Origin of the sequence: Bradyrhizobium sp. (genome assembly GCF_004799445.1) — a bacterium.
Classification (GTDB): Bacteria; Pseudomonadota; Alphaproteobacteria; order Rhizobiales; family Xanthobacteraceae; genus Bradyrhizobium.
Map to the genome: position 1 here is coordinate 24,470 of NZ_SSNA01000108.1, position 19,659 is coordinate 44,128.

Here is a 19,659-nt window from a genome sequence, read left to right on the forward strand (position 1 = left end):
TACCATCAGCCATTAAACAGCCCGTTAACCGACCGCCGCCGGAAAAATGGCCCAGCCATGCGCGGGGGACACGGATCGGGTCCGGCTTGACTTCCTCGCGGCCCCCGCGCCACCGTCCCGCGCTCCGAACAAGTTAAAGAATTGCTGAAATGGCGTCCGACTTTACCGTGATCCGCGATACCACTCCTGCCGCCGCGATCCCCAGGGGAATGGTGGTAGCGATGGGCAATTTCGACGGCGTCCACCTCGGCCATCGCGCTGTTATTGATGCGGCGCTGCAGATGGGACGGGCACATCGCCGGCCTGCGATGGCGGTAACCTTCGAACCCCACCCGCGCAGCTTTTTCAGCCCGAACACCCCGCAATTCCGGCTCACCGACGAGGCCGGAAAACTACGGCTATTGGCCGGAACCGGGCTCGCCGGGGCCGTGGTGATGACTTTCGACCAACGCCGTGCCGGGACCACGGCGCAAGATTTCATTCACCATGATCTGATCGAACGACTCGGAATCAGCGGCATCGCGGTCGGCTACGACTTTCATTTCGGCAAGGGCCGGGTCGGATCGCCAAGCCTGCTGGTCGGCGAAGCGCCCCGGCTTGGCATCGAAGTGGATGTGCAGCCCCATGTCGACTTCGCCGAGCGGCCGGTCTCCTCCTCAGCGATCCGGATGGCGCTGGCGGAGGGACAGATCGAGGATGCCACCGCGATGCTGGGTGGCCCGTGGTTCATCAACGGCGAGGTGATCCATGGCGAGAAACGCGGCCGCGACCTCGGCTACCCCACCGCCAATATCCGCCTCGACAAGAATTGCGGACTGAAGCACGGCATCTATGCGGTGCGGGTCAGCCATGATGGGGCGCATTTCGATGGCGTCGCCAGCTTCGGGCGCCGCCCGACCTTCGACAATGGCGCGGCGCTGCTGGAGGTATTCCTGTTCGATTTCAAGGCTGACCTGTACGGAAAAAGCCTGGACGTCGCCTTCATCGGCTTCATTCGCGACGAATTGAAGTTCGACGGCATCCCAGCGCTGATCCGCCAGATGGACGACGACTCAGCCCGCGCCCGCGAGCGGCTGGCCGCCGCACCCGGCGCCTTCCCCAGGCTCGGCACGTTAACGTCATCCTGAGGCGGGAGCCTCTCCGGCAAGCCTCGAAGGCTGGCGCCGGCATAAGGCAGGGCTTTGCGATTTCGCCTGCTGGCTGCTATGGAAAGCCCCATGTTTGCGCGGCGCACCATCAGCATTAGCGGCCCGGCTTCCGCCTGAGCTTCTCAAGCTTGGCGCAAGACCGGGATTTTCGTCCTTCCCGCGATTGATCGCGTATCTCGCGCCCCTTGAGCCAAACCGAGCATTCATGTCCGAAAAGCCGCAAAAGTCCGAAACATCAGACTATTCCAAGACCCTGTTCCTGCCGCAGACGGAATTCCCGATGCGCGCCGGCCTGCCCCAGCGCGAGCCGGAAATCCTTAAAAACTGGAACGAGATCGGCCTCTACCAGCGCTTGCGCCAAGCCAGCGCCGGGCGGGCGAAATTCGTGCTGCATGACGGCCCGCCCTATGCCAACGGCAACATCCATATCGGGCACGCGCTCAACAAGATCCTCAAGGACGTCGTCACCAAGAGCCAGCAGATGCTCGGCTTCGATTCCAATTACGTGCCGGGCTGGGACTGCCACGGCCTGCCGATCGAATGGAAGATCGAGGAAGAAAATTACCGCTCCAAGGGCAAGGCGAAGCCGGATTTTCGGGATTCCGCCGCGATGGTGGCGTTCCGGAAAGAGTGCCGCGCCTACGCCACGCACTGGCTCAACGTGCAGCGCGAGGAATTCAAGCGGCTCGGCATCATCGGCGACTGGGATCACCCCTACGCCACGATGGATTATTTCGCCGAAGCGCAGATCGCCCGCGAGCTGATGAAATTCGCCGCCAACGGCACCTTGTATCGCGGCTCCAAGCCGGTGATGTGGAGCGTGGTGGAGAAAACCGCGCTCGCCGAAGCCGAGGTCGAGTACGAGGATTACACCTCAGATACGGTGTGGGTGAAGTTTCCGGTCACCTCGCCCGCGCATGGCGCGCTGGCCCAGGCCAGCATCGTGATCTGGACCACGACGCCATGGACACTGCCCGGCAACCGCGCCATCAGTTTCTCGCCGAAAATTGCCTACGGCCTTTACAAGGTCACCGATGCGCCCGCCGACAACTGGGCCAAAAACGGCGACCTCCTGATCCTCGCGGATGCGCTGGCAGAAAGCGTATTCAAGCAGGCGCGCGTCACGGCATATGAGAAAGTCCGCGCATTGCCGGCCGAGACCCTCGACGTGGTGGAATGCGCCCATCCGTTGCAAGGTTATGGCGGAGGCTACGGGTTCACGGTCCCGCTGCTTGCCGGCGATCACGTCACCGACGACACCGGTACCGGCTTCGTGCACACCGCACCCGGCCACGGCCGCGAGGACTTCGATGTCTGGATGGCGAATGCGCGCGAGCTGGAAGGCCGCGGCATCTCGACCGCCATCCCCTACACCGTCGACGAGAACGGCGCATTGACCGATCACGCCCCCGGCTTCACCGGCAAGCGCGTGATCAACGACAAGGGCGAGAAGGGCGATGCCAACGAGGCGGTGATCAAGGCGCTGGTCGATGCCGGCATGCTGCTGGCGCGCGGCCGGCTGAAGCATCAGTACCCGCATTCCTGGCGTTCGAAGAAGCCGGTGATCTTCCGCAACACGCCGCAATGGTTCATCGCCATGGACAAGGACATTGCCGACGGCGGCAAGGCCAAGTCCGGCGATACCCTCCGCGCCCGCGCGCTGCGCGCGATCTCGGTCACCCAATGGGTGCCGCCCGCCGGCCAAAACCGCATCAATGGCATGATCGCAGGGAGGCCTGACTGGGTGATCTCGCGCCAGCGCGCCTGGGGCGTTCCGATCGCGGTGTTCGTGCGCGAGAAAGCCGATGGCTCCGCCGAAATCCTGCAGGATGACGCCGTCAACAAGCGCATCGCGGATGCATTCGAGCGGGAAGGCGCCGATGCCTGGTACATGGACGGCGCGCGCGAGCGCTTCCTCGGTTCGCTTGCCAACGAGGACTGGAAGAAGATCGACGACATCTGCGACGTCTGGTTCGATTCCGGCTCGACCCATGCCTTCGTGCTGGAAGATCCCGTGCACTTCCCCGGTCTCGCCGGCATCAGGCGCAAGGTCGATGGCGGCGCCGACACCGTGATGTATCTGGAAGGTTCCGACCAGCACCGCGGCTGGTTTCATTCCTCGCTGCTGGAAAGCTGCGGCACCCGTGGCCGGGCGCCCTATGACGTCGTGCTGACCCACGGTTTCACGCTCGACGAGAACGGCCGCAAGATGTCGAAATCGCTCGGCAACACCGTCGAGCCGCAAAAGGTCATGGCGCAATCCGGCGCCGATATCTTGCGGCTGTGGGTCTGCGCCACCGACTATGCCGACGACCAGCGCATCGGCCCGGAGATCCTCAAGAACACCATCGAGACCTACCGCAAGCTGCGCAACTCGATCCGCTGGATGCTCGGCACCTTGCACCATTTCAACCGCGATGACGCGGTGGCGCATGCCGATATGCCGGAGCTGGAGCGGCTGATGCTGCATCAGCTCGCCGAGCAGGCGAGCATCGTGCGCAAGGCCTATGCCGAGTTCGACTACAAAACCGTGGTGGCCAGCCTGTCGGCATTCATGAACACCGAGCTGTCGGCGTTCTATTTCGATGTCCGCAAGGACACGCTGTACTGCGATCCGCCGTCGTCGCTGGCGCGCAAAGCCGCGCTGACCGCCATCGACATGATCTGCGACGCGATCCTGCGCTGGTTCGCTCCGGTGCTGAGCTTCACCTGCGAGGAAGCCTGGCAGCTCTACAGGCCCGGCGCGGAACCGTCGGTGCATCTGACGCTGTTTCCCGACGGGATCGAGGCCTTCCGTGACGAGACGCTGGCCAGGAAGTGGGAGACCATCCGCCGCGTGCGCCGTGTCGTTACCGGCGCGCTCGAACTCGAGCGCGCGGCCAAGCGCATCGGCTCTTCGCTGGAGGCCTCGCCGCTGGTCTATGTCTCGGACAAGACGATCTTCAGCACGCTGTTCGATATCGATCTGGCCGAAGTCTGCATCACCTCGAATGCGATGGTGAGCAACGAGGATGCGCCGGCCGATGCGTTCCGGCTGAGCGACGTGCCCGACGTCGCCGTCGTGGTCGAGAAGGCCGCCGGCACCAAATGCGCGCGCTCCTGGAAGATCCTCCCCACCGTCGGCGACGACCCCGAATATCCCGACGTGTCGCCGCGCGACGCCGAGGCGCTGCGCGAATGGAAGAAGCTGGGGATGGTGGTTTAGTATCGATCGTCGTCCCCGCGAACGCGGGGACCCATAACCACCGGCCTTCGAGACAAGCAAAAGGACGATGTCCCAGAATTTTTCAAACAATATCCGACACGCCGCATGGGTCCCGGCTTTCGCCGGGACGACGTCGCGTTCTGTATCGGGCGTCAGATGACCGCCCAGCTCCGCGCCGGCCTCTTTGCAGCGATCACTGTGCTTGCGCTCGACCAGGCCTCGAAACTCTGGCTGCTGCGCGTGTTCGACATCGGTCACCGCGGCGCGGTGAAGGTCACGCCGTTCTTCGATCTGGTGCTGGCCTGGAACACAGGCATCAGCTACGGCTGGTTTCAGAACGAAGGCGCGGCCGGCCAGGCGGTCCTGCTCGCGGTCAAGGCCGTGGCCGTGATAATACTGGCGGTCTGGATGGCGCGGTCGCGCACCCTGATCGCGACCATAGCGCTCGGCCTGATCATCGGCGGCGCCATCGGCAACGCCATCGACCGCTTTGCCTATGGCGCGGTGGTCGATTTCGCCCTGTTCCACGTCCAGATCGGCGGAAATACCTTCAATTGGTACGTGTTTAACCTTGCCGACGTGGCGATTGTTGCCGGCGTTGCGGCCCTGTTGTATGATTCATTCCTAGGGATACCCGCCGCAAAAGCGCCCTGATCCCGGGAGAATACGAGCCCCTGAGCTATAGCTCGCGGGTGTGTTAGGGTTGTGCGCCCAAATCGGTGGCCTGCGGGAAATTTTGGACAGGAACAGCGCGATGCGCCAGACCAAAGCTAGCGGTTGGATTGTACGGAATTCGTCGGCAGCGACGATGCGTGCCCTGCGGCTCGCCGTCGTCCCATTGGGCATCGTTCTGGTCATGACGGCCGGCGCCGCGCGCGCCGGCGACGACCAGGATGACAGATCCATCACGGAAAAGATCACCGACGGTTTCAAGTCCGCGATCCGCGGCACCAATATGGACAATCGCGGCATCGACTATCGCGAGCGGTCTCCGCTGGTGGTGCCGCCGAAGCTCGATTTGCCGCCGCCGGCCGCCTCCACCGACGCTGCAAAGGTGGCGAACTGGCCGCAAGATCCCGATGAACGCCAGCGCAAGGCTATCATCGCGGCCAAGAAGAAGAACGCGCCACCCGTGGCCCGTGTCCAGGCCCCCAGCGAAGTCGCTGCCGCCGGCACGCCTCGCCCGATCAACATCGCTCCTCCGCCAGAAGACCCACCCATCCCCGGCACCAAACGCCCCGCTTACGCGAACGATAACAACGGCACGGCCCGAACCGATCCGGTTTACGACCAGCCGGGCGATTTGTTCTCGGGCGGAGCTGCGGCCCTGGGCTCAACGAGCGTCGGCGAGACCTTGGGCATCAATAGCTGGTTCGGCGGCAAGAATGCCGATGCGGCAGCGGTGGCGCCCGGCAGTGAGCCGACGCGAGAAGCCCTGACGCAGCCGCCATCCGGGTACCAGACGCCCTCCCCGAATTACCCCTACGCCCAGCAGTCGAAGGGATTGTTCGGCGGACAGGCTAACCCCGATCGTAACCCGCTCGCCTCAAGGTCCAGCGCAACCAGCATGGAAAAATAGAGCCATCTGTCTCCCGGCTTCCCGACGCTTATCGGCTGCCGCGCAATGTGCGGCGTCATGATTTCTCCCCGAAGCGATTTTCGGGCACCCAGACAGGCCATGATGCCGCCAAACCGCTTTAGGGTTTCTCTGTTCGCCGCTGTGCTGTCGGGGCTCGCCGTCATCGGCGGCGGCGCTCTTGCCCAGACCACGGTGACCTCGGCGCCGCCAGCCACATTTACCCTCGGCAATGGCCTTCAGGTGGTGGTGATTCCGGACCACCGCACGCCGGTCGTCACACAGATGATCTGGTACAAGGTCGGCTCGGCCGACGAGACGCCGGGCAAATCCGGGCTGGCGCACTTTCTCGAACACCTGATGTTCAAGGGTACCAGCAAGCATCCGGCCGGCGAATTTTCCCAGACCGTGCTGCGGATCGGCGGCAACGAGAATGCCTTCACCTCGACCGACTATACAGGCTATTTCCAGCGGGTGCCGAGCGAAGAGCTCGGCAAGATGATGGCGTTCGAGGCCGATCGCATGACCGGCCTGATCCTCAAGGACGAAAACGTGCTGCCCGAGCGCGACGTCGTGCTTGAGGAATACAACATGCGGGTGGCCAACAACCCGGAAGCGCGGCTGACCGAGCAGATCATGGCCGCACTTTATCTCAATCATCCCTATGGTCGCCCCGTGATCGGCTGGCATCAGGAAATCGAGCAGCTCGATCGCGAGGATGCGCTGGCGTTCTACCGGCGCTTCTATGCGCCGAACAATGCAATCCTGGTGATCGCCGGCGATGTCGATGCCACCGATGTTCGCCCGATGGCGGAGCGCACATTCGGCCCCATCGCCGCGCAGCCGGCGATAGCGGCGCGGCGGCTTCGCCCCCAGGAACCCGAGCCGGCCGCGCCGCGCACCGTGACGCTGTCGGACGCCAGGGTCGAACAACCCAGCCTGCGGCGCTATTATCTGGTTCCGTCCGCCACCACGGCCGCCGCCGGCGAAAGCCCGGCCCTCGACGTGCTCGCGCAACTGATGGGTGGCGGCAGCAACTCGTATCTCTATCGCGCGCTGGTGGTCGACCGGCCGCTCGCGGTCAACGCCAACGCCTCGTATCAGGGTACCTCGCTCGACGCGACGCAGTTCGCCATATCGGTCTCGCCGAGATCCGGCGTCGAGTTCGCGCAAATCGAGCAGGCAGTCGACGAGGTGATATCGGATATCGGGCAGAACCCGGTTCGCGCCGAAGATCTTGAGCGCGTCAAGACCCAGCTTATCGCCGAAGCCATCTATGCCCAGGACAACCAGGCCACGCTGGCCCGCTGGTACGGTGGCGCGCTGACCACTGGGCTCAGCATCGAAGACATCCGAAGCTGGCCGGATCGCATTCGCGCCGTCACCGCCGAGCAGGTCCGCGCGGCTGCGCAAAAATGGCTCGAAAAGAAGCGCTCGGTGACCGGCTATCTGATCAAGGATGGCAAGCCGAAACACGAGGAGAAGCGATCGTGACTCATTCCAGGGCTGGCACGCGGCGCGTTGGGTTGCTTTTTGCCGCATGCATGGCAATGACGGCCATGACGTCGACCCCCTCGCTCGCCGCAGCCAAGATCCAGCATCTGATTTCGCCCGGGGGTATCGAGGCCTGGTTCGTGCAGGACGCCACGGTGCCGTTGGTCGCGATGGAATTTGGCATCAGCGGCGGCGCGGCACAGGACCCGGTCGACAAATCCGGCGTCGGCAATATGGTCGCCGATCTCATCGATGAAGGCTCGGGCGATCTGGATTCCAGGACATTCCATGAGCGCCTTGACCGCCGCGCCATCGAGTTGAGTTTCAGCGTAACGCGGGATTATTTCCGCGGCAGCCTGCGCATGCTCAAGGACAACAAGGACGAGGCCTTCGACCTGCTTCGGATGTCGCTGACCTCGCCGCATTTCGAAAGCGCCGACGTCGAACGCATTCGCACGCAGCTGATCTCGGGGCTGAAGCGTGATACGTCCAATCCCGGCGCGCTGGCCAGCCGCAAATTCCTGGAAATCGCCTTTGGCGACCACCCCTATGGCCGGCAGGCCGGCGGCACCCTGGACAGCGTTCCAAGGATCACGATCGCCGATCTGAAGGACTACGTCCGCCGCGTGCTGGCCAGGGACACCCTGAGGATTGCGGTGGTCGGCGATATCGATGCGGCCTCGCTCGGCAAATTGCTCGACCAGACGTTCGGCGGGTTGCCGGCCAAAGCGAGCCTTACGCCGGTGGCCGATGTTGAAGCTGCAAGGCCGCCGCAACGCGCCTTCATTCCGCTCGACGTGCCGCAGACCGTGGTGACGTTCGGCGGCCCCGGCATCAAGCGCAACGACCCGAATTTCATGGCGGCCTATGTCGTCAACCATATTCTCGGCGGCGGCAGCCTGTCGTCGCGGCTCTACCGCGAAGTCCGCGAGAAGCGCGGCCTGGCCTATTCGGTCTCCGATTCGCTCATGTGGATGGATCACTCCGCGCTGTTCGTCGGAAATACCGGAACCCGGTCCGATCGCGCCGGCGAAACGGTCGATGCCGTCAACAAGGAAATCCGCCGCATGGCCGAGGACGGGCCGACCCAGCAGGAGCTGGATGAGGCCAAATCCTATCTCAAGGGCTCGCGGATGCTGTCGCTCGATACCTCTTCGAAGCTGGCCGCGGCCCTGCTGCAATACCAGCTGGACGATCTTCCGATCGACTATATCGAGAAGCGAAATGCCATCGTCGAAGCGGTCACCCTCGACGACGCCAGGCAGGCCGCCCAAAGGTTGTGGCAGCGTGGCCTTCTCACCGTGATCGTCGGCCGCCCTCCGCTGGTCGCCGCCCAGCCCGCCGCCCAGCCCGCCGCCGCCACCAGGGCGAACTGAAGCCCTTCTGGCGACGGGTCCCTCCGCACGAGACACGCTGTTCTCTCCCCCCTTGTGGGGGAGAGCTAGAGAGGGGGGTATCGCGAAGTCCGGCATTTGCGGCTCACCCTCCTCCCTGCCCCTCCCCCACAAGGGGGGAGGGAACGGTTAGAGCGCGGCAACGCCAACCCCTCACAAAACCGCTATCCTCCGCGAACCCGATTCCCAACGGGAATCATTTCCCGGTTCGGTGACGCCATGCTGCGGATCTCGCGCGACCTCATGATCGACGACAACGACATCGATATCTCGTTCGTGCGCGCCTCGGGACCGGGCGGCCAGAACGTCAACAAGCTCTCCACCGCCGCGCAATTGCGTTTCGACACCCGCCGGATCGCGCTGCCGCCCGATGCCGAGGCGCGGCTCGCCCGGCTCGCCGGTCAGCGCATGACCAAGGACGGCGTGATCGTGATCCATGCGCAGCGCTTCCGCACCCAGGAGCGCAACCGTGCCGACGCGATCGACCGTCTGGTCGAGCTGTTGCGCGAGGCCATGACACGCCCGATTCCGCGACGGCCGACCAAACCGACACTGGGATCGAAAAAGCGCCGGCTCGAGGGCAAAAAGCGCCGCAGCGACGTCAAGGCCAAGCGCGGTTCGGGCGGCTTCGAGGATTGAGACCACGTATCCCCGGTCTTGGTGTCCCGGACGCGGCGCCGCACCTCGGGGAACGGCATCTTTCGCCATGAAGAGTGGGGAGAGACGGTGCCTCCGCCCTCCCGCCGGGCGGCAAAAGCCCCTAGATTGCGGGTCCATTCCACGAGTCGCCCAAGACCATGCCCGTTCGCCAGCTTCCCGAACAGATCGTCAACCGCATCGCCGCCGGCGAAGTGGTCGAACGTCCCGCGAGCGTGGTCAAGGAACTGGTCGAGAACGCCATCGACGCCGGCGCCAGCCGGATCGACATCTTCAGCGATGGCGGCGGGCGGCGGCGGATCGGCATCACCGACGACGGCAGCGGCATGACGGCGAGCGATCTTGCGCTGGCCGTCGACCGTCATGCCACCTCCAAGCTCGACGACGAGGACCTGCTGCAAATCCGCACGCTGGGGTTCCGTGGTGAGGCGCTGCCCTCGATTGGCGCCGTGGCGAAGCTCGGCATCACCACGCGTCATATCAGCGAGCCGCATGCCTGGTCGCTGTCGGTCGAAGGCGGGGTGAAATCGGCCAACATGCCGGCGGCCCTTTCGCAAGGCAGCCGCGTCGAGGTCAGCGATCTCTTTTATGCGACGCCGGCGCGCCTGAAATTTCTCAAGACCGACCGCACCGAGGCCGAAGCGATCCGCGAGGTGGTGCGCCGGCTGGCGATGGCGCGGCCCGATATCGCCTTCACGCTGGCCGGCGAGGAACGCGCGCCCGTCACCTGGGCGGCGGCGCTGCCCGGTGGCGCGGGCCGGCTGACGCGGCTTGGCGATATTCTGGGCGCGGATTTTCGAGCATCCGCGATCGAAGTGCGCGCCGAACGCGACGGCGTCGCGGTCGAAGGCTTTGCCGCAGCACCCTCGCTGACCCGGGCCAACGCGCTCGGGCAATATCTGTTCGTCAATGGCCGCCCGGTGCGTGACAAGCTCATTTTGGGCGCGGTGCGCGCGGCCTATTCCGACTATCTGCCGCGCGACCGCCATCCCGTCGTGGCGCTGTTCGTGACGCTGGATCCGCAGGAGGTCGATGCCAACGTGCATCCCGCCAAAACCGAGGTCCGGTTCCGCAATGCCGGCCTGGTCCGCGCGCTGATCGTGCACGCGCTAAAGGACGGGCTTGCCCGCGAGGGCAAGCGCACCGCGGCCAACAGCGATGGTGCGGCCATCGCCTCGTTTCGTCCATCGTTTGCCCCACGGGCGAACTGGGATTGGCGGCGCTCGCCGGCCCACCCGGTCGGGCCGTGGCCGGCTTTCGAAGGCGCGGCGGCGACCGCCTTTGCCGAACCCGGACAGGCCGCGTTCGACGTCGGTACGCCGACCGCCGACGTACGCTTTCAGGAACAGCCTTCGGCCGATCTGCTCGATCGTCCGCTTGGCGCGGCGCGGACGCAGATTCATGAAACCTACATCGTGTCGCAGACCCGTGACGGCCTCATCGTCGTGGACCAGCACGCCGCGCACGAGCGCATCGTCTATGAACGGCTGAAGGCCTCACTGGCGAAGAACGGCGTGCAGCGGCAGATCCTGCTGATTCCGGAGATCGTCGAACTGGACGAGGCCACAGTGGAGCGGCTGCTGGCGCGAACCGAGGAACTTGCTTCCTTCGGGCTTGCGATCGAATCCTTCGGCCCGGGCGCGCTCGCCGTGCGCGAGACGCCGTCGCTGCTCGGCAAGACCGATGCCGGCGCGCTATTGCGCGATCTCGCCGAACACATGGCGGAATGGGACGAGGCATTGCCCTTGGAACGCCGGCTGATGCACGTCGCGGCCACCATGGCCTGCCATGGCTCGGTGCGCGCCGGCCGCCGTCTCAAGCCCGAGGAGATGAACGCGCTGCTGCGCGAGATGGAAGACACGCCGAATTCCGGGCAGTGCAACCACGGCCGGCCGACCTATGTCGAGTTGAAGCTATCGGATATCGAGAAGCTGTTCGGGCGGAAGTAGAAGCGACCTGCATCGGCGCATACAACTGTCATCGCCCGGCTTGACCGGGCGACCCAGTACGCCGCGCCGTTCGAGATTGTTTTCCGTATCGTCATACACCCGACGATCGAGTTGAGCCGTAGGGTGGGCAAAGGCGCTTCGCGCCGTGCCCACCATTTTAGTCCGTCCTCGCGCGTTTGTTGGGCTGGTGGGCACGCCGACGCTTTGCCCACCCTACGAGCCAGTGCGAGCCCGCAAAAATACAAACTCGGTATCGTCGTACACCCGCCGCTCCAGTTCTTCGAAGCCTTCAGGCGCCGTGAACTCCGCCGCCTTGGCTTCTTCAACCACCAACAGCGCGTTCGGCGTGAGCCAGCCGCCATCGCGCAGCGAGGCCAGCGCCTTTTCCGCGAGCTTCATCCGGTAGGGCGGATCGAGGAACACCAGCGAGAACGGTTCCACCGGATGCGCCGGACCGAGATCGGTGGCGTCGCGGCGATAGACCTTGGTGACGCCGCCGAGGCCGAGCGCCTCGACATTGTTGCGCAATAGCGCGCGGGCCTCGGCGCCGTTGTCGACGAACAGCGCGAATTTGGCGCCGCGCGATACCGCCTCGATGCCGAGCGCGCCGGTGCCGGCAAACAAGTCGAGCACGCGCGCGTCTTGAATCGGATCGTCATAGGCGTGAATCAGGATGTTGAACACCGACTCGCGCAAGCGGTCCGCGGTCGGGCGGATGTCGCGCGAGGACGGCGACGCCAGATTGCGGCCCTTCAATCGTCCGCCGACGACACGCATTAGAACACCGAGCTGCGCTCCCCTCCCCCTTGCGGGGAGGGGTCGGGGGTGGGGGTGCCGCACACGCGGAGTCCCCGTGGGGTACCCCCCTCCCCAACCCTCCCCCGCAAGGGGGGAGGGAGTTGGACGGCCTCGCGCGTGGTGGTGAGGAAGCGAGACGAGAACGAAATTCCAAATCGCATGAACTCCGCCCCTACTCGTCCCGCGGCTTCAGGTCGCGCTTGCCGTGATAGCCGCGCTGCGGACGCCGCGGCGGGCCATAGCCGCTGGCCTCGGCCTCGTTGCGGGCGCGCGCCTCCTCGCTGCCGGTACGCTGCACCAGCACGCGGCGGCCCTTGCGGTCGGCGATCAGGCCGCTCTTGCCGGCCGGCTTGAACGGCTTCTTGCCGCGCGGTGCGTCTCCATCTTCGGTCTCGACCCCCGCCTGAGGCTCGCCCGGCATCGGCCGGTTGAAATCCGCGCCCGCAAGGGCGGCGATCTTTTCGCCGAGCTGCTCGCGCAGCACCCGCGTCTTGACCTCCTCGACCTCGCCCTCGCCGAGTTCGGCGAGCTGGAACGGACCGTAGGACACCCGGATCAGCCGGTTCACTTCGAGGCCGAGATGCGCCATCACGTTGCGCACTTCACGGTTCTTGCCTTCGCGGATCGCAAACACCAGCCAGACATTGGCGCCCTGGTCGCGCTCCAGCGTGGCATCGATCGGACCGTATTTGACGCCGTCGATCTCGACGCCCTTTTTCAACGCGTCGAGCTGCGCCTGGGTCACTTCGCCATGGGCCCGGACGCGATAGCGCCGCAGCCAGCCGGTGTCGGGCAGTTCGAGCGCGCGCGCCAGCCCGCCGTCATTGGTCAGGAGCAGGAGGCCTTCGGTGTTGAAATCGAGCCGGCCGATCGAGATCAGCCGCGGCAGGCCCTCCGGCAGATTGTCGAACACCGTCGGCCGCCCCTCGGGGTCGGCATGGGTGGTCATCAAGCCGCGCGGCTTGTGAAACAAGAACAGCCGGGTGCGCTCGCGCGCTGGCAACGGCTTGCCGTCGACGGTGATGACGTCGTTGGCGGTGACATCGAGCGCCGGCGAATTGATGACGCGGCCGTTCACCGTGACGCGGCCTTGCACGATCCATTCCTCGGCGTCGCGGCGCGAGGCCAGTCCCGCTCGCGACACCACCTTGGCGATGCGCTCGCCGGATTTCTTCTCGCGCGGCGGACGCGGCGCGCGCTTGTCGAACTCAGGCTTGTGCTCGCGATAGGCGCCGCGGCCGCCGAAGGCCGGACGTTTGGCAAATATCTTGCTGTCATCCTCGTTGGCGCGGCGCGGCCGCTCCTCACGCGCCTCGCTGCGGGGATGCTCCTGCCAGGAACCTTCACGGTCCTGACGCGGCCGATCGAATTTGGGACGATCGTCGCGGGCTTCCCGCGGCCGATCGAACTTCGGTCGCTCGCCTTGAGGCCTGTCGCCGCGCGGACGGTCAAACTTCGGCCGCTCGCGAAATGGGCGATCGCCCTGTGGACGGTTACCCTGGGGGCGATCCTCACGCGGGCGCGAGAAACGCGGACGTTCCTCGCCGCCGCGGTCCTCACGCGGCTTGTCGAAATTTCGTGCGCCGTCGCGCGGGGGCCGCGAATTGCGGCCGGCATGGTCGGGGGAAGAGGCGTCGCGCTTCTGCCACGGCTTGGAATCGCCGCGATCCGCCCCGAAATCCTTGCCCCGATCCGGGCGGCTGCCAAAATCCTTGCGGGGCCCGCGGTCGGGCGCTCCGCGTGAGAATTTCTTGTCGCCGCCAAATTTTCTTTCGGGACGATCGCCGCGGGGCCGGTCGGCATCGCGCGGCGGCCTTGCGCTATACGGACGGTCTCCGCGCGGCCGGTCGCCGTCTTTCCGAAAACCTTCGCCACGCGGGGTGTAGGGACGCTTCTCGCCGCCGCCTTCGCGGGGCGTGTAGGGTTTCCGGTCGCCGAACTTCTTGTCGGAAAAACGCGCCGCCGGGCGCGCATCGCCGGCGTCGCGCTTGCGATCGCCCCGGTCGCCCTTGCGATCGCCGGCATCGCGGTTGTAATTCGGGCGATCGCCGCGCGGGGTATAGGGGCGCTTGTCGCCGCCGCGGTCGTCGCTGCGGCCCTCGCGTTTGCCGGCGTAGGGTTTGCCCGCGCCCGCATACGGCTTCTTGGCATACGATCGCTCGCCCTCGGGCTTGCCGGCGTAGGGGCGCTTCTCACCCTCGCTCTTGCCGGCGAAACCGCGCTTGGCGAATTTCTTCTCGGGTCCCCTGGCGGCGCCGGAGCGGCCCTTGCCGCCCGATGGACGGTCACGCCGGCCACGGGAATCGTTGTTTTTGTCGTTGTCGCGGGGCATGAATGGTCTCTCGGCAGGAATGAATTGGCAATCAGGCGGATGTGGATAGGCTGTCATAGCGATCACGCGCGCGCACTTGGCTCAAGGCGCATTCTCACGCAAAACCGGCATCCACTTTTGCTGAAGGCGTATCTCATAGCAGAGTTCTCCCGGCGATACGAGACATGACCGCACCATCTTTCATGGATTTGGCGCTGAAAGCGGCCGAAATGGCAGGAAAATCGGGGGAAGTGCCGATCGGATGCGTGATCGTGCTTAACAACGAGGTGGTCGCCACGGCCGGAAACCGCACCCTGACCGACCGGGATCCCACGGCCCACGCCGAAATTCTCGCGATCAGGCAGGCCACATCGGCCGTCGGCAGCGAGCGGCTGATCGATTGCGACCTCTATGTCACGCTGGAGCCATGCACGATGTGCGCGGGCGCGATCTCGTTGGCGAGGATCAGGCGGCTCTATTACGGCGCGGCCGATCCCAAGGGGGGTGCCGTGGAATCGGGCGTGAGGTTCTTTGCATCAAAGACCTGCCATCATGTCCCGGAAGTCTATTCCGCCGTCGGCGAGACCGAGGCCGCGACGCTGTTGCGGGATTTTTTCAAGGCAAGAAGGTGATCGGGTCGCGGTGCAACTCCCCCCACTGCTGTCATCATCCGCCACCGGGTCTCGCCTCCGGCGAGCCCGATGACAGGCTCCAGCGGATGATCCAGTATCCCGGAGACGCCGGTGATTGACCGATAGGCCGCGGCGTACTGGATACCCGCTTTCGCGGGTATGACGCGCCGAAAACTACCCCGCCATAAAAAACCCCCGCAGCGCCTTCGCGGTGGCGTCCGGATTTTCTTCGGTCAGGAAATGTCCGCAATCGACCGGTATGCCCGAGACGTTGGTCGCCCATGTCTTCCAGGTGTCGAGCGGCGTCGCCGCGGCACGCGCGATGCCGGCATCGCCCCACAGCGCCAGCATCGGGATCGTGATCTTCTTGCCCGCGTCACGATCGGCCTTGTCGATCTCGACATCGGCGTAGGCGCCGGCGCGGTAATCCTCGCACATCGCATGCACCCGCGAGGGATCGCGGAACGCCGCGAGGTAATGCGCCAGCGCGCGCGGATGGATCGCGTCGAGATTCTTTGCCTTGGTCTGGCTCGCCATTTTCTGCCTGAGGAAGAAGTCGGGATGGCCACCGATCAGCGTTTCCGGCAGCGGGAAAGGCTGCGCCAGAAACGTCCAGTGATAGATCTTCAGCGCATAGAGCCGGTCCATGCGCGCCCAGTAGTCATAGGTCGGCAGGATATCCAGCACCGCCAGCCGCGACAGCCGGCCGGGATGATCGAGCGCGAGGCGATACGCCACACGGCCGCCGCGATCGTGCCCGGCGAGCGCAAAATGCACATGGCCGAGCTGCTCCATCGCCTCGATCATGGTCAGCGCCATCGCGCGCTTGGTGTAGGGCGTATGATCCTGGTCGCTCTCCGGCATATCCGACCAGCCGTACCCGGGCAGGTCCGCGATGATCAGCGTGAAGGCGTCGGCCAGCTGCGGCGCGACGCGATGCCACATCACATGGGTCTCGGAAAAGCCGTGCAGCAACAACAGCGGCGGCCCCTTGCCGCCGACGCGGGCAAAGATGCGCCCGGATTGGGTGTTGATCCATTCGGAAGAATAACCGGGGTAGAGGTCGGCGAGATCGGGCATGGGGAGGCTCATTTCGAAGCTGCGATTCAGTTTAACCGTCATTGCGAGCGAAGCGAAGCAATCCATGGAGCTAAGGATGGACTGCTTCGTCGCATACGCTCCCGTGCGCAAACGCTTCGCGTTTGTCGCAGGCAATGACGGCGGTCCAGGACACAGCTTCGCGATCTCGCCGCGCATTTCGCGCGAGTTTTGAGAGGAAACGTGCCGCCCCCGATAGTCAGAGGGCGCAGGGAAAGCCGGGTGCGCGCTGCACCCGCGGTCTCGCGTGCAAAATACACAAAGAAAAGCGCACACGAGCATACAGGTTCAGCGGAAGCAGTCCGGCCTTCCCTGCGCAGTGGTTTACGGCTTACTTCGAGCTCTCCCCGGTGATCGGGCTTTTTTGTCACCGTCATCCCTGAGAAGCTTGCTTCTCAAGAACTTGACGCCAGCGTCGAGGCGTCAGGACCACACGACTTCGCCGTCCGCGTCGGTGCCGTTCGTCAGGGGCACGTCCACGTCCACCGCATCCCGCACCCAACGTCCGTGACGACCGCGAAGCGCCCCCTCTTGTGGGCACGAGACGGCGACCATATAGAACTGATTTGGCATTTCTGAAAATCAGAATATTTTTTCAGAAGGGGCTGGACAGAGGGGGCGAGAAATCGTCCAGGTGATTTGCCCGTCGGGTCGTTTTTCCGCACACCCGCCTTGGACGGACTTGACCCGGGTATCCTGTACGAGGCCTGGCGGCGAGTGAGACACCGGGCATGCGAACGGTCGAGATTCTTATCGGTTAGCGGTTCTGCGGATAAGCCATGTCCGCTTCCCGGCGTATCTCGGACTCAAGTCGGAGATCGCGTGAGGACCGAAAATTGCCAACAACGGCCATCAAACAAGAATGCTTCTATCTTTACGATTGCGCGGTTATTGACAGATCAGTCCAAATTTACTAGTTCACATCCATGGCAAGACCGAGGGAATTTGATCGTGATGAGGCCGTAGAACGGGCGATGTCCGTTTTCTGGCGAAAGGGTTATGCTGCAACTTCTACAGACGATCTGCTGCGTGCGATGAATATCGGCCGACAGAGCATGTACGACACGTTCGACGACAAACACCGGCTTTATCTGGAAGCGCTTGAGAAATATCAGCGAGACAGCGTTGCCGAGAACATCAGGCGGCTGCGATCAACCGCTTCGCCCCTGGCCGGAATTGAAGCGTTTGTTATCGGCATCATTGCTTCCGATAAATCCGTTCGCGAGAGGGGCTGCATGGGTGTTGGCTCTATCTGCGAATTCGGAAACACCGATGCCGACCTGGTAACACTGCGCGCCAGGAGCGGCGGCGCGCAACACAGGGCTCTGATCGAGCGTCTGCGGCACGCGCAAGCGGCAAATGAAATAGGGGCGAATGTCGATATCGAGCGTGCCGCGCGCTTCGTGGAAACGATGATGTTCGGACTCCAGGTCTCAGCAAAGGCAGGAGCTTCTCTTCAATCTCTGCGCGACACGGCCGCCTTTGCGGTCGCAAGCTTAAGAAAGCTGTAGTCGCGCAGCAGTCTGCAAACAGGGCCTGAACAATTATGGACTTATCTGTCAATAATGGAGAGAATGCATGAGTAACCAACCTGCGCTAGTCGATAAGGTCGCACTTGTCTTGGGAGGCTCTCGGGGTATTGGCGCGGCGATAGCGAGACGGCTTGCCGCGGACGGTGCGATGGTCGCCCTGACCTACGCCAACTCGGCGGAAAAGGCGGCCGAAACCGCCCGTGCGGCAGAGGCGCATGGCCAGCCAGCGATCACAATTAAAGCGGACAGCGCCGATCCCAAAGCCGTCGTGGATGCCGTGGCGCAGACCATCGCACACTTTGGCCATCTCGACATTCTAGTTGTCAATGCCGGCATTTTAATACTCGGCACGGTTGACATGTATGACCTTGCAGACTTTGATCGAATGGTGGCGACGAATGTGCGCGGTGTCTTCGTCGCGATCCAGGCATCGACCCCTCATCTCAGGGAAGGCGGACGGATTATCACCATCGGCAGCAATACTGCAGTTCGAACTGCATTCCCGGGAGCAAGCGTTTATTCAATGACGAAGGGCGCGGTTGCCTCGCTGGTCCGAGGCATCGCTATCGACCTCGCGCCGCGCGGGATTACGGTCAATAACGTCCAGCCCGGACCCACCGAGACAGACATGACAGCTGCTCACGCCGAGATGGTGAAGCCACTGGTACCTCTCGGACGCTTGGGCAAGCCTGAAGAAATTGCGGGGCTGGTGGCCTATCTCGCACGCCCCGAGGCCGGATTCATTACCGGCTCCAGCCAAACGATCGACGGCGGTTATGTTGCATGACGTACAAGTCTGGACACCAATGATCTCCGCAAGGTTCTAATTCGGTCGGGAAATCGTTACGTTGAGTACACGCGCGATCGGGCGCCGACGGCCGCTTTGGGTCATTCGCGTCGAATGTTGGTATTTCCGTCGACGTCCCTTTAGCGGGCATCTCCGGAACATCCTGGCAATAAGGACCAACCGGCCAAACCTGGACTTCCGGCCTATCCCGCCGGGTTCAGCCGCATCAATTGCGCTCCCGCTCCACCGCCTGCCAGCCGATATCGCGCCGGCAGAAACCTTCGAGCCATTTGATCCGGTCGACCGCCGCATAGGCGCGCGCTTGCGCTTGCGCGACCGTCTGGCCTGACGCGCAGACATTCAGCACACGCCCGCCATTGGCGAGAATGTCGCCGTCCTTCGCGAGCGTGCCGGCATGGAAGATTTCAACGCCCTCGATCTTGCCGGCCTCCTTCGGTCAACTAGCCCGCATGAGCGCAGCGACATGCGGCAACCATAGCCAGACCCCGGATATCGCTTCGCTCATCCGGGCTACGCTCTGCGGCTACGACCGAAACTTGCTTATGGGACTACGCCAAGCGCCTTCAGTTCAGCATTGGCGGCATCCCACTCGTTGAAACCGTGCGGGCAATCGCTTGCCGCCAGACGGAAAAGGCGAGTTGCTTCATCTTTCAACCCCTTGGTCAACGAAAGCTCCCCGCTATAGAAATTCGCCTCGCAGACTTGGCCCTTCTTCTTGGTGGGATCCGGATCGTCAGCGGCAGCGAGTACAGCAGCAGGCGTCATCTGGTCCATGAACAATCTGATGACCGGCGCCGGCCAGACGGTCATGTCGATCCGGGAACTGGTTTGCGCCAGACGGCTCGGGCGTTTGTTCCGCTGACTGACGATATCGACCCAAAGCGCCAGATAGGCATTCTCCGGGTCCTGCGCACTTGCCTGGTTAAAATCGGCCAGCGCCTTTTCGACCGAGCCAGCAAAGAGATATGAACGCCCGCGGGCAAAGTAGGCCAAGGCGGATTTCGGATTGAGCCGGATCGCCTCATCGTAGTCGGCGATAGCGCGCTCGAAGTCACCC

The 19,659-nt window shown here is 64.0% G+C and carries 15 protein-coding genes and 1 pseudogene; 11 read left to right on the forward strand and 5 right to left on the reverse strand.

Annotated features, from left to right (window positions below; all coding sequences use genetic code 11):
• Nucleotides 1-149: 149 nt before the first annotated feature.
• The 8 genes from E8A46_RS14930 (at nucleotide 150) to mutL (ending at nucleotide 11,423) form a co-directional block, all read left to right on the forward strand.
• A complete protein-coding gene (locus E8A46_RS14930; RefSeq protein ID WP_291561926.1) occupies nucleotides 150-1,127 on the forward strand; it encodes a bifunctional riboflavin kinase/FAD synthetase in 978 nt (325 codons plus the stop codon).
• 226 nt (nucleotides 1,128-1,353) lie between these two features.
• Nucleotides 1,354-4,353, forward strand: coding sequence for an isoleucine--tRNA ligase (ileS, locus tag E8A46_RS14935; protein ID WP_291561928.1), 3,000 nt, complete (start codon nucleotides 1,354-1,356; stop codon nucleotides 4,351-4,353).
• A gap of 156 nt (nucleotides 4,354-4,509) precedes the next feature.
• Complete coding sequence (gene lspA / locus E8A46_RS14940) at nucleotides 4,510-5,007, forward strand: signal peptidase II (protein WP_291561931.1); 498 nt, start codon at nucleotides 4,510-4,512, stop codon at nucleotides 5,005-5,007.
• 100 nt (nucleotides 5,008-5,107) lie between these two features.
• Nucleotides 5,108-5,932, forward strand: coding sequence for a hypothetical protein (locus tag E8A46_RS14945; RefSeq protein ID WP_291561934.1), 825 nt, complete (start codon nucleotides 5,108-5,110; stop codon nucleotides 5,930-5,932).
• Nucleotides 5,933-6,034: 102 nt separating this feature from the next.
• Nucleotides 6,035-7,423 carry a pitrilysin family protein gene (locus E8A46_RS14950; RefSeq protein ID WP_291561968.1) on the forward strand — a complete coding sequence of 463 codons (1,389 nt, stop codon included), beginning with the start codon at nucleotides 6,035-6,037 and terminating at the stop codon, nucleotides 7,421-7,423.
• Between the two features lie 65 nt (nucleotides 7,424-7,488).
• Complete coding sequence (locus E8A46_RS14955) at nucleotides 7,489-8,799, forward strand: pitrilysin family protein (protein WP_291561937.1); 1,311 nt, start codon at nucleotides 7,489-7,491, stop codon at nucleotides 8,797-8,799.
• Between the two features lie 237 nt (nucleotides 8,800-9,036).
• A complete protein-coding gene (gene arfB, locus E8A46_RS14960) occupies nucleotides 9,037-9,456 on the forward strand; it encodes an alternative ribosome rescue aminoacyl-tRNA hydrolase ArfB (RefSeq protein WP_291561940.1) in 420 nt (139 codons plus the stop codon).
• A 158-nt stretch (nucleotides 9,457-9,614) separates the two neighbouring features.
• Complete coding sequence (mutL, locus tag E8A46_RS14965; protein ID WP_291561943.1) at nucleotides 9,615-11,423, forward strand: DNA mismatch repair endonuclease MutL; 1,809 nt, start codon at nucleotides 9,615-9,617, stop codon at nucleotides 11,421-11,423.
• Nucleotides 11,424-11,636: 213 nt separating this feature from the next.
• On the opposite strand, the gene rsmD is transcribed toward mutL, so the two are convergent.
• The gene (gene rsmD, locus E8A46_RS14970) at nucleotides 11,637-12,200 is read right to left on the reverse strand and encodes a 16S rRNA (guanine(966)-N(2))-methyltransferase RsmD (RefSeq protein ID WP_291561944.1); all 564 of its coding nucleotides are present in this window, start codon (nucleotides 12,198-12,200) and stop codon (nucleotides 11,637-11,639) included.
• A 193-nt stretch (nucleotides 12,201-12,393) separates the two neighbouring features.
• Nucleotides 12,394-14,553 (reverse strand): pseudouridine synthase, encoded by a 2,160-nt coding sequence (locus tag E8A46_RS14975; RefSeq protein WP_291561947.1) that lies wholly within the window; start codon nucleotides 14,551-14,553, stop codon nucleotides 12,394-12,396.
• Between the two features lie 164 nt (nucleotides 14,554-14,717).
• Here E8A46_RS14975 and E8A46_RS14980 point away from each other — a divergent pair, with 164 nt between their 5' ends.
• Complete coding sequence (locus tag E8A46_RS14980; RefSeq protein ID WP_291561950.1) at nucleotides 14,718-15,164, forward strand: nucleoside deaminase; 447 nt, start codon at nucleotides 14,718-14,720, stop codon at nucleotides 15,162-15,164.
• 174 nt (nucleotides 15,165-15,338) lie between these two features.
• Here E8A46_RS14980 and E8A46_RS14985 read toward each other — a convergent pair whose 3' ends face one another.
• Nucleotides 15,339-16,244 (reverse strand): alpha/beta hydrolase, encoded by a 906-nt coding sequence (locus tag E8A46_RS14985; protein WP_291561952.1) that lies wholly within the window; start codon nucleotides 16,242-16,244, stop codon nucleotides 15,339-15,341.
• Nucleotides 16,245-17,188: 944 nt separating this feature from the next.
• Here E8A46_RS14985 and E8A46_RS14990 point away from each other — a divergent pair.
• Nucleotides 17,189-17,773, forward strand: a complete 585-nt coding sequence (locus E8A46_RS14990; protein ID WP_291561955.1) for a TetR/AcrR family transcriptional regulator — start codon at nucleotides 17,189-17,191, stop codon at nucleotides 17,771-17,773.
• A 67-nt stretch (nucleotides 17,774-17,840) separates the two neighbouring features.
• Nucleotides 17,841-18,581 carry a 3-oxoacyl-ACP reductase family protein gene (locus E8A46_RS14995; protein ID WP_291561958.1) on the forward strand — a complete coding sequence of 247 codons (741 nt, stop codon included), beginning with the start codon at nucleotides 17,841-17,843 and terminating at the stop codon, nucleotides 18,579-18,581.
• Nucleotides 18,582-18,807: 226 nt separating this feature from the next.
• Here the strand turns inward: E8A46_RS14995 and E8A46_RS15000 are convergent.
• Nucleotides 18,808-19,032 (reverse strand): annotated as a pseudogene (locus tag E8A46_RS15000) (phosphoribosylglycinamide synthetase C domain-containing protein); the annotation flags it as partial.
• Between the two features lie 110 nt (nucleotides 19,033-19,142).
• On the reverse strand, nucleotides 19,143-19,659 hold a 517-nt coding region (locus E8A46_RS15005; RefSeq protein WP_291561961.1), incomplete at its 5' end, for a tetratricopeptide repeat protein.